The following is a 9,256-nucleotide window of genomic DNA, read 5'->3' on the forward strand; positions in this document are numbered from 1 at the left end:
ATCGCGTCTTCGATCTGCACGCGCAGCAGGCGGCGGACGTTCGGATCCATCGTCGTTTCCCAGAGCTGCTCGGGGTTCATTTCGCCGAGACCTTTGTAGCGCTGCTTGCTGATGCCGCGCTCGACTTCGTTGAGCAGCCAACGCATCGTTTCGGCGAAGCTGGCGACCGCTTGCTTCTTTTCGCCGCGCGTCACGTATCCACCCGTACCGTAGAGATCGGCGAGGATCTCCGCCGTCTTGCGCAGCTGCGCGTAGTCGCCGCTGACCAGAAGATCGTCGTCGATGACGCTAACCTTGAGGTTGCCGTGATGCATCTTCTCCAGCCGCAGCTGCCAACGCTCTTCAGCCTCGTCGTAGCGGGCAAAAACATTGATGCCGAGCTTGCCGTCGATTGCACGCATCAGCGTATCGGCGCTCACCTGCGCGGCCTCCTGGCTACCGAGGTCAATTTGCACGTTGGCCGTGACAAGGGCGTGCAGTACTGCGGGTTCTATAAGGTGGGATAGGCGGTTGATGATCGACTCGGCAAGCAGGTACTCGCGTGCGAGTTCTTCCAGGGCCGACCCCGAGATTGGTGCTGCGCCGGTCTTCGGCACCAGCACCGAATCCTCCAGCGCCAGCGTGAGCAGGAACTGGTTCAGCGCCGCGTCATCCTTGATGTAACGCTCGGTCTTGCCATGCTTGACCTTGTACAGCGGCGGCTGGGCGATGTAGATGTGGCCGCCTTCGACGAGTTCGGGCATCTGCCGGTAAAAGAAGGTGAGGAGCAGGGTACGGATGTGCGCGCCGTCGACGTCGGCGTCGGTCATGATGATCAGGCGGTGATAACGCAGCTTCTCGGGCTTGTACTCGTCTTTGCCGATGCCGGTGCCGAGTGCGGTGATCAACGTGGCAATTTCTTGCGACGAGATCAGCTTGTCGAAACGCGCCTTCTCGACGTTGAGGATCTTGCCCTTGAGCGGCAGGATCGCCTGGAACTTCCGGTCGCGCCCCTGCTTGGCCGAGCCGCCGGCGGAGTCGCCCTCGACGAGGTAGAGTTCGCACAGTGCCGGGTCCTTTTCCTGACAGTCGGCGAGCTTGCCGGGCAACCCGACGCCGTCGAGCAGGCCCTTACGCCGGGTCATTTCGCGCGCTTTGCGTGCGGCGTCGCGTGCGCGTGCGGCTTCGACGATCTTGCCGGTGATCACCTTGGCATCGACGGGGCGCTCGTCGAGGAATTCGGCCAGCTTGGCGGCAACGACTTCCTCGACGGCCGGCCGTGCTTCTGAGGAGACGAGCTTCATCTTGGTCTGCGAAGCGAACTTCGGGTCGGGCATCTTCACCGACAACACACAAGCCAAGCCTTCGCGCATGTCGTCGCCGGAGATGTCGACCTTCGCCTTTTTGGCGATCTCGTTTTCCTCGATGTACTTGTTGATCACGCGGGTCATCGCCGCGCGCAAGCCGGTGAGGTGCGTGCCGCCGTCGGCTTGCGGGATGTTGTTGGTGAAGCAGAGCACCTGCTCGGCGTAGGAGTCGTTCCACTGCATCGCCACTTCGACGCTGATCGCGCCGCCAGTCGGAATCGCCGATTCGCCCGTCGAATAGAAGACGTTCGGGTGCAGTACGGTCTTGGCGCGGTTGATGTAATCGACGAAGCCTTTGACGCCACCGGCAAACGCAAAGTCCTCTTCCTTGCCGGTACGCTGATCGAGCAGGCGAATGCGCACGCCGTTGTTGAGGAAGGACAACTCACGCAGGCGCTTGGCGAGGATTTCGTAGTGGAATTCGACGTGGCCGAAGATTTCCTCGTCAGCCATGAAGTGGACTTCCGTACCGCGGCGCTCCGTATCGCCGACGATGCGCAACGGCGACACTTCAACGCCATTCTGGACTTCGATCAGGCGATTGACGACGCTTCCGCGGTTGAAGTCGAGCTGGTACTTCTTGCCGTCGCGGCGAATCGTCAGGCGCAGCCATTTCGAGAGCGCGTTGACGCAGGAAACACCAACGCCGTGCAGGCCGCCCGAGACCTTGTACGAGTTCTGGTTGAACTTGCCGCCGGCGTGCAGCACGCACATGACGATTTCTGCGGCGGAACGCTTGGGTTCGTTCTTGTCGTCGAACTTGACGCCCGTCGGAATCCCGCGCCCGTTGTCGGCCACCGAAATCGAATTGTCGGCGTGAATGGTGATCACGATGTCGTCGCAATGTCCGGCGAGCGCTTCGTCGATCGCGTTATCGACGACCTCGAAAACCATGTGATGCAAACCTGTACCGTCCGACGTGTCGCCGATGTACATTCCGGGACGTTTGCGGACCGCTTCCAAACCCTCGAGTTGTTGAATACTCGATTCGTCGTAGGCGGACGGGCCATTCTCTTCAATCATGCTTTTTCCAGTTTTGTTTCACGTGAAACCAGTGTGGCTAGTGTGTTCGCTTGCAGCCCGCTAGATGCGCATCGGCATTACGACGTACTTGAACCGCTCGTTACCCGGAATCGTCAGCAGTGCGCTCGAATTGGCGTCGTTGAATCCCCATTCGATCGACTCTGCCGATGAATTGTTGAGGACGTCGAGCAGATAGCCGACGTTGAAACCGACGTCGATCGCATCGCCAACGTATTCGACTTCTATTTCCTCCTGAGCCTCTTCCTGCTCCGCGTTGGCGGCAATGATCTTCAGGCTGCCGGGCGTCAGCACCAGGCGCACGCCGCGGAACTTCTCGTTGGTCAGAATCGCAGCACGCACCATCGACTGGAGCAAAGCCGCCCGGTTCAAGGTCACGAAATTCTTCAGCGCCGCCGGAATGACGCGTTCGTAGTCCGGGAACTTGCCGTCGATCAGCTTTGAGACAAGGTTGATGTTGCCGAACTGGAAGCGGATCTGGTTGCTCGTCAGTTCGATCTGCAGCAGCTCGTCGCTGTCGGCCAGCAAGCGGCTCAATTCGAGGACGGTCTTGCGCGGCAGGATCATTTCCTGGCGCGGCAAATCCGTATCGCCCTCCAACTGCATGCTGGCGTAGGCCAGGCGGTGACCGTCGGTAGCGACTGTGCGCAACTCGTTGCCTTCGGCGAGGATCAGCAGGCCGTTCAGATAGTAGCGGACATCCTGGGCCGCCATCGCGAACTGGGTTTGCGCGAGCAGGCGGCGGAACTGCTTTTGCGTGACGACGATCTTATGGATTTCGCCATCGGCCAGCGCCATGCGCGGGAAATCCTCGGCCGGCAAGGTCTGCAGATTGAAGCGGCTCTTGCCGGCCTTGACCTGCAAGCGCTTCTCTTCGAGATTCAGACTAACCTCGGCACTGTCCGGCAGCGAACGCAGGATGTCCTGCAACTTGCGTGCGCCAACCGTCACTGCGCCGTCGCCTTCGTTCGAAGCGACGGGTGTGGACGTCGTAATCTGGATTTCAATGTCGGTCGCCAGCAGGGTGAGCCGATCTCCATGTTTTTCGAGCAGGACATTCGACAGGATCGGTAGCGTATGTTTCTTTTCGACGATCCCGGAAACTGACTGAAGCGGAGCCAGAAGCGAATCGCGTTGGGTTTTTATAAGAACCATATATATAAATCCTATAAAGATAATCTCGAAGACAATCCTGTGAATATCAAAAATTACCTTAATACTTTCATACATTTACAAAACAAAAACCGTTTGTAGAAGCTCTGTATTCCCCTGTGGACAAAAATGAACAAATTACGCGCGGGGCAATAATTCAACGATCACGCACAAATTATTCACAAGCTGTACACGAATTTATACAGGAACCCCTCTCAACCCTTCAAAACCTGCAACAACACATGCACATCGTGGTTCAACTCGTTGTCCTTGCTGCGCAGGGACTCGATCGTCCGCACCGCGTGCAATACCGTCGTGTGATCACGACCGCCGAACGCTTCCCCGATCGACGGGTAACTCTGTGAAGTCAGGTTCTTGGCAAGCCACATGGCGACTTGCCGGGGCCTGGCAATCTGCCGGGTGCGCTTCTTCGAATAAAGATCGGCAACCTTGATCTTGAAGTAGTCGGCAACCGTCTTCTGGATGTTCTCGACTGTAATTTGCCGATTGACGGCACCGATCAGATCCTTGAGCGACTCTTTCGCCAGTTCGAGATCGATCTTGCGTCCGTGGAACGACGCGTAGGCGAGTACCTTCTTCAACGCGCCTTCGAGCTCGCGCACGTTCGACCGCAAATGTTTCGCAATATAAAAGGCGACTTCATCGTCGAGCGCGACCGATTCCGCTTCGGCCTTCTTCTTCAGAATGGCGACACGCATCTCGATCTCCGGTGGCTCGATCTGCACCGTGAGGCCCCAGTCGAAACGTGTGATCAGGCGATCCTCGAGCCCGGATATATCCTTCGGATAGGTATCGCAGCTGATGACGATCTGCTTCTTCGCTTCGATCAGCGCGTTGAAGACAAAGAAAAACTCTTCCTGCGTCCGGTTCTTGCCATTGAAGAACTGGACGTCGTCGAGCAGGAGCACATCGAGCGAGCGGTAGTAGCGCTTGAAGGCATCGAACGATTTGGTCTGATACGCTCGCACAACATCGGAGTAGTAATCCTCCGCATGGACATAGCGAACGACCTTGCCCGGATTCTGTTCGAGGATTCTATTGCCGATGGCGTGGATCAAGTGTGTCTTGCCCAGACCGGCCCCGCCGTAGATGAACATCGGGTTGTACGCCGCTCCGCCGGGGTTCGTCGCGACCTGGGCCGATGCGGCGCGCGCGAGGTCATTGGCTTTGCCGACGATCAGATTCTCGAACGTAAAGCCGGGGATGAGCCGCGTCTTCTCGTAATCGGAGCGTACTCTTTCCAGAGGCCGCTCGACGGCGGCAAACGCTGGTGTCGGCGCCGGCGCCACCGGCTTGGCAACCGCGCCCGTAGCGGTCGGTACGGTCCTCGTTGCGGCTGACGGTGCCGGGCTGCGCTCGGCGACCATCATTGAGACACTGACCGGCGCCGAGAAGAAGGCACTTCCGAGTTCCTCGATACGCGTCAGATAGCGTTCCTTGACCCACTTAAGGATGAAACCGTTGGGCGCGTAGAGTCGCAGGCCGTTTGCTGCGTCGTCTTCGCCTTCGAGCCGGAGCGGGCGTATCCAGGTGTTGAACTGCTGTGGTGGCAATTCTTGTTCAAACTGACTCAGACAGGAAATCCAGAAGCTACTCATTGCTGACGAATTGACACAATCCCGATTAGATTTTTTAAAGCCACAATGCGGCGTTTGGCATTTCAAAACAACCATCCGGAACCGGGCAATAAGAATGCTGGGTAGTCAAACACGGTTGTATTGATACGAACAGAAATTGCTTCTGCTTTGATGTCAGGCAACGCAAACGGCGTCCGACGTAAGGGCCTGATTCTAACCTGTCGCAACGAAGTTATCCACAGCATCGGCCAAAATTTCGGCTTGACAACCGTTAGTAATCGCATGTTTAATTGCGCGTTTACTTTGCAATGACTTCAAGGGTTTAATTATGAAACGCACCTATCAACCGTCGGTTATTCGTCGCAAGCGTACCCATGGCTTCCTCGTCCGTATGGCCACCCGCGGCGGTCGTGCCGTAATTCGTGCCCGTCGTGCCAAAGGTCGTCATCGTTTGGCCGTTTGAACACCGAACAGCCGGCGGATAAGCGCAGTTCTGCTTGCGCTGTATTTCCCAAGACGTATCGACTGACAAAAACGGATGATTTTTCATCCGTTTTTGGTTTCAGGAAGACCGTTAGAGGCAGGTATTTCCTGCTACATTACCGCGTTCGTGCGGCAGAAGAAGCGACGGGCGCCCGTCTGGGCGTCGTCGTTGCCAAACGGCTCTTGCGACGCTCGGTAGACCGGAATCTGGTCAAACGGCTGGCAAGAGAGAGTTTTCGCATCATGCGTTGCCGGTTGCGGGCATACGACTTCGTCCTGCGCTTGTCGACCAAACCGGTGCCGCTGGACCGGCGAGTCCTCGCGGAAGAAATCCGGGGTTTGCTGGGCAAAATGATTTCACCTGAACGATGAGCCGATGAAATTATTGCTGCTGGCACTGATTCGTTTCTACAAGTATGCGATCAGCCCTTTCCTGGGGAGCCGCTGCCGTTTTTTCCCGAGTTGTTCGGAATACACCGCCGAATCGGTGCAGAAGTATGGCGCGTATAAAGGCCTTCGTCTTGGCATCAAGCGCATCTCTCGTTGCCATCCGTGGAATGCGGGTGGTTTTGATCCCGTTCCCTGATTCTCTTGTATAGGCCGTTCATGGATACCCGACGCCTGATTCTTGTCTTCGTCTTCTCATTCTCTCTGGTCATGCTCTGGGAAGCATGGCAAAAGCACAACAATCCACAGGCACCGCTGGCAACTGCACCCGCCGCGACGGCGACTGCGCCCGTGCCGGAGACGAGCGCGCCGGCCCCGGTCTCGGCCGCTTCCGTACCGGAGGGCAATTCGACGGCAGGGAGCGCCAAGGCCGAGATCGTCAAGGTCAAGACCGATCTGTTTGTCGCTGACGTATCGACGCTCGGTGGTACGGTCGTCGGCCTCGAACTCAACAGTTACAAGGCAAGCGAAGACAAGTCGCGCAACTTCTCGCTGTTCGACGCCAAACATCAGTACGCAGCGCAAAGCGGCCTGATTGGCGAGGGGCTTCCCAACCACAAGACGGTGTTTTCTGTAGCGCCCGGCAGCCGCGAACTGGCCACCGATGCAAAAAGCGTCGAGCTGCGCCTCGAAACTCCCGCTGTCGATGGTGTCAAGGTCACCAAGATCTATACCTTCAATCGTGGCAGCTACCTGATCAACGTCGCGACCGAGATTGACAACGGGAGCCAGAAGGAAATCGCCGCGCACGCCTACTACCAGCTGCAACGCGATATCGCGGCGCCGGCTGGCGAAAGCAGTATGGTCAGCACCTACACCGGTCCGGCGATCTACACGGAGCAGGAGAAGTACCAGAAGATCAACTTCAAGGACATCGAGAAGGGTTCGGCCAAGTTTGTCCAGAAGGCTGACAACGGCTGGATGGCGATGGTGCAACACTACTTCGTCTCGGCCTGGATTCCGCAGGAGCAGCAGGCGCGCGAGTTCTTTGTGCGCAAGCTCGACGGCGGCGCCAATCCGGCGGTGACGGCTGGAGTCATCGTACCGGTTGCCACGGTCGCGCCAGGCGCGAAGGCCAGCAACGTCGTGTCGCTCTATGCTGGACCGCAGATCCAGTCGATGCTTGAACAGTTGGCCAAGCCGACAGCCGAGGGCGGTATCGGTGCGCAAGGTTTGCCGCTCGTCGTCGATTATGGCTGGCTGACGATCGTCGCCGCACCGATCTTCTGGTGCCTCGATTTCATCCACAAGCTGGTAGGCAACTGGGGCTGGGCAATCGTGCTGCTGACCGTTGCCATCAAGGCGATCTTCTTCCCGCTCTCGGCCGCCAGCTACAAGTCGATGGCCAAGATGAAGGCGATTGCGCCGCGCATGACGGCCCTGCGTGAGCGCTGTGGCGACGATAAGCAGAAGCTCAACATGGAGATGATGAATCTCTACAAGACCGAGAAGATCAACCCGCTCGGCGGTTGCCTGCCGATTGCCGTACAGATTCCGGTGTTCATCGCACTTTACTGGGCCTTGCTTGGCGCGGTCGAGATGCGCGACGCACCATGGATTCTGTGGATTCACGATCTGTCGTCGCAGGATCCCTACTATGTCCTGCCGGTGATCATGATCGCCACAATGCTGATCCAAACGAAGCTCAACCCAACGCCGCCCGATCCGATCCAGGCCAAGATGATGATGCTCATGCCGTTCATCTTCGGCGGCATGTTCCTCTTCTTCCCGTCGGGCCTGGTGCTCTACTGGGTAGTCAATAACATCCTGTCGATTGCGCAGCAATGGCAGATCACCCGGATGCTCGGTAGTGGCGGAAAAGCCGCAAACGACGCAAAGGCCTGACCGGGCCACCGTTTCGGCGCCCGCTGAAACAATCGCCGCCATTGCCACGGCGCAAGGTCGTGGCGGTGTCGGGATCATCCGGATTTCCGGACAGAATCTTCTCGAGTTCGCCCATCAGGTCAGCGGAAAAAGTCCCAAGCCGCGAGTCGCCACGCTCGCCGAATTTTACGGCGAAAACGGCGGTGTCATCGACAGCGGGCTGCTGCTGTATTTCCCGGCTCCGCATTCCTTTACCGGTGAAGATGTCCTTGAACTACAGGGGCACGGCGGCATGGTCGTCCTGCAGATGCTGCTCGCGCGCTGCCTGGACCTCGGCGCGCGGCTTGCCGAACCCGGCGAGTTCACGCGACGTGCGTTTCTCAACGGCAAGCTCGATCTTGCGCAAGCTGAAGCCGTTGTCGATCTGATCGATGCTTCGACGAAAGCCGCCGCGCGTAGCGCGGTGCGTTCGCTGCAAGGCGAGTTCTCGAAGGAAATTCACGTTATGCTCGACCAGCTTACTGAATTGCGCGCACTGGTTGAAGCCACGCTCGATTTTCCGGAGGAAGAAGTCGATTTCCTCGAAGCCGCCGACGCCTTTGGTCGCCTTGCACGCCTGCAGGCGCGCCTCACGCAGGTGTTTGATCGGGCGCGCCAGGGAAAGCTCCTGCAGGGCGGTCTGCACGTCGTCCTGGCCGGCCTGCCGAACGTCGGCAAGTCCAGCCTGCTCAACCGGCTTGCCGGCGACGATCTGGCGATCGTGACGCCGGTTGCCGGCACCACGCGCGACGTCGTGCGCAGCACGCTGCAGGTCGATGGCATTCCCCTGCACGTGATCGATACCGCCGGACTGCGCGATACGGACGACGCGGTCGAAAAGATCGGCATCGAACGCACCTGGCGCGAGATCGAGCGAGCAGACGTCGTCGTGCTGCTCGTCGATGCACGCACCGGTGTCGGCGATGCGGAGCGCGCGATCCTTGCGCAATTGCCCGCTTCACTCTCCCGTATCACCGTCTATAACAAGGTCGATCTTGCCGGACGCGCTGCTGAACGTCACGACGAAAGTGACGGCGTCGCCATCTCGCTGTCGGCGAAACACGGCGACGGCATCGATCTCCTGCGCCGCGAATTGCTGCGCATCGCCGGCTGGCACCCAACCGAAGACGTTTTCATCGCCCGCGAGCGTCATCTACGCGCGCTCACCGATACGCAGGAGCACATCGCTGCTGCGCAGGCACAACTCCCGCAACTGGAGCTGTTCGCCGAGGAACTGCGCCTGGCGCAACAAGCCTTGTCCGGGATTACCGGCGAGTTTTCGGCGGATGACCTTCTGGGCGAGATCTTCGGGCGCTTCTGCATAGG

At 58.6% G+C, this 9,256-nt stretch carries 8 protein-coding genes; 5 read left to right on the forward strand and 3 right to left on the reverse strand.

Features of this window, described 5'->3' with window-relative positions; all coding sequences use genetic code 11:
- The 3 genes from gyrB to dnaA all read right to left on the reverse strand — a co-directional run.
- Positions 1-2,369 (reverse strand): DNA topoisomerase (ATP-hydrolyzing) subunit B (gene gyrB / locus KBA32_RS15040; protein WP_294360571.1); only part of this gene is annotated, 2,369 nt, incomplete at its 3' end.
- A gap of 60 nt (positions 2,370-2,429) precedes the next feature.
- The gene (gene dnaN, locus KBA32_RS15045; RefSeq protein ID WP_294360573.1) at positions 2,430-3,542 is read right to left on the reverse strand and encodes a DNA polymerase III subunit beta; all 1,113 of its coding nucleotides are present in this window, start codon (positions 3,540-3,542) and stop codon (positions 2,430-2,432) included.
- Between the two features lie 212 nt (positions 3,543-3,754).
- Positions 3,755-5,158, reverse strand: coding sequence for a chromosomal replication initiator protein DnaA (gene dnaA / locus KBA32_RS15050; protein ID WP_294360576.1), 1,404 nt, complete (start codon positions 5,156-5,158; stop codon positions 3,755-3,757).
- Positions 5,159-5,465: 307 nt separating this feature from the next.
- Here dnaA and rpmH point away from each other — a divergent pair, with 307 nt between their 5' ends.
- The 5 genes from rpmH to mnmE all read left to right on the forward strand — a co-directional run.
- Positions 5,466-5,600 (forward strand): 50S ribosomal protein L34, encoded by a 135-nt coding sequence (gene rpmH, locus KBA32_RS15055; RefSeq protein WP_294270699.1) that lies wholly within the window; start codon positions 5,466-5,468, stop codon positions 5,598-5,600.
- The gene (rnpA, locus tag KBA32_RS15060) at positions 5,597-5,992 is read left to right on the forward strand and encodes a ribonuclease P protein component (RefSeq protein WP_294360579.1); all 396 of its coding nucleotides are present in this window, start codon (positions 5,597-5,599) and stop codon (positions 5,990-5,992) included. The genes rpmH and rnpA overlap by 4 nt, the downstream gene beginning before the upstream one ends.
- Before the next feature lie 4 nt (positions 5,993-5,996).
- Positions 5,997-6,206 (forward strand): membrane protein insertion efficiency factor YidD, encoded by a 210-nt coding sequence (gene yidD / locus KBA32_RS15065; protein ID WP_294360582.1) that lies wholly within the window; start codon positions 5,997-5,999, stop codon positions 6,204-6,206.
- A gap of 20 nt (positions 6,207-6,226) precedes the next feature.
- Positions 6,227-7,912: a membrane protein insertase YidC gene (yidC, locus tag KBA32_RS15070; RefSeq protein WP_294360585.1), complete on the forward strand. Its 1,686-nt coding sequence runs from the start codon at positions 6,227-6,229 to the stop codon at positions 7,910-7,912.
- Positions 7,878-9,256 (forward strand): tRNA uridine-5-carboxymethylaminomethyl(34) synthesis GTPase MnmE (gene mnmE / locus KBA32_RS15075; protein ID WP_294360588.1); only part of this gene is annotated, 1,379 nt, incomplete at its 3' end. The genes yidC and mnmE, both read left to right, overlap by 35 nt.

Origin of the sequence: Propionivibrio sp. (assembly GCF_017995515.1) — a bacterium.
Classification (GTDB): Bacteria; Pseudomonadota; Gammaproteobacteria; order Burkholderiales; family Rhodocyclaceae; genus Propionivibrio.

Coding starts and splice junctions, on each gene's coding strand:
- dnaN (WP_294360573.1), bottom strand. CDS start 3,542: ATGGTTCTTATAAAAACCCAACGCGATTCGCTTCTGGCTCCGCTTCAG.
- dnaA (WP_294360576.1), bottom strand. CDS start 5,158: ATGAGTAGCTTCTGGATTTCCTGTCTGAGTCAGTTTGAACAAGAATTG.
- rpmH (WP_294270699.1), top strand. CDS start 5,466: ATGAAACGCACCTATCAACCGTCGGTTATTCGTCGCAAGCGTACCCAT.
- yidD (WP_294360582.1), top strand. CDS start 5,997: ATGAAATTATTGCTGCTGGCACTGATTCGTTTCTACAAGTATGCGATC.
- yidC (WP_294360585.1), top strand. CDS start 6,227: ATGGATACCCGACGCCTGATTCTTGTCTTCGTCTTCTCATTCTCTCTG.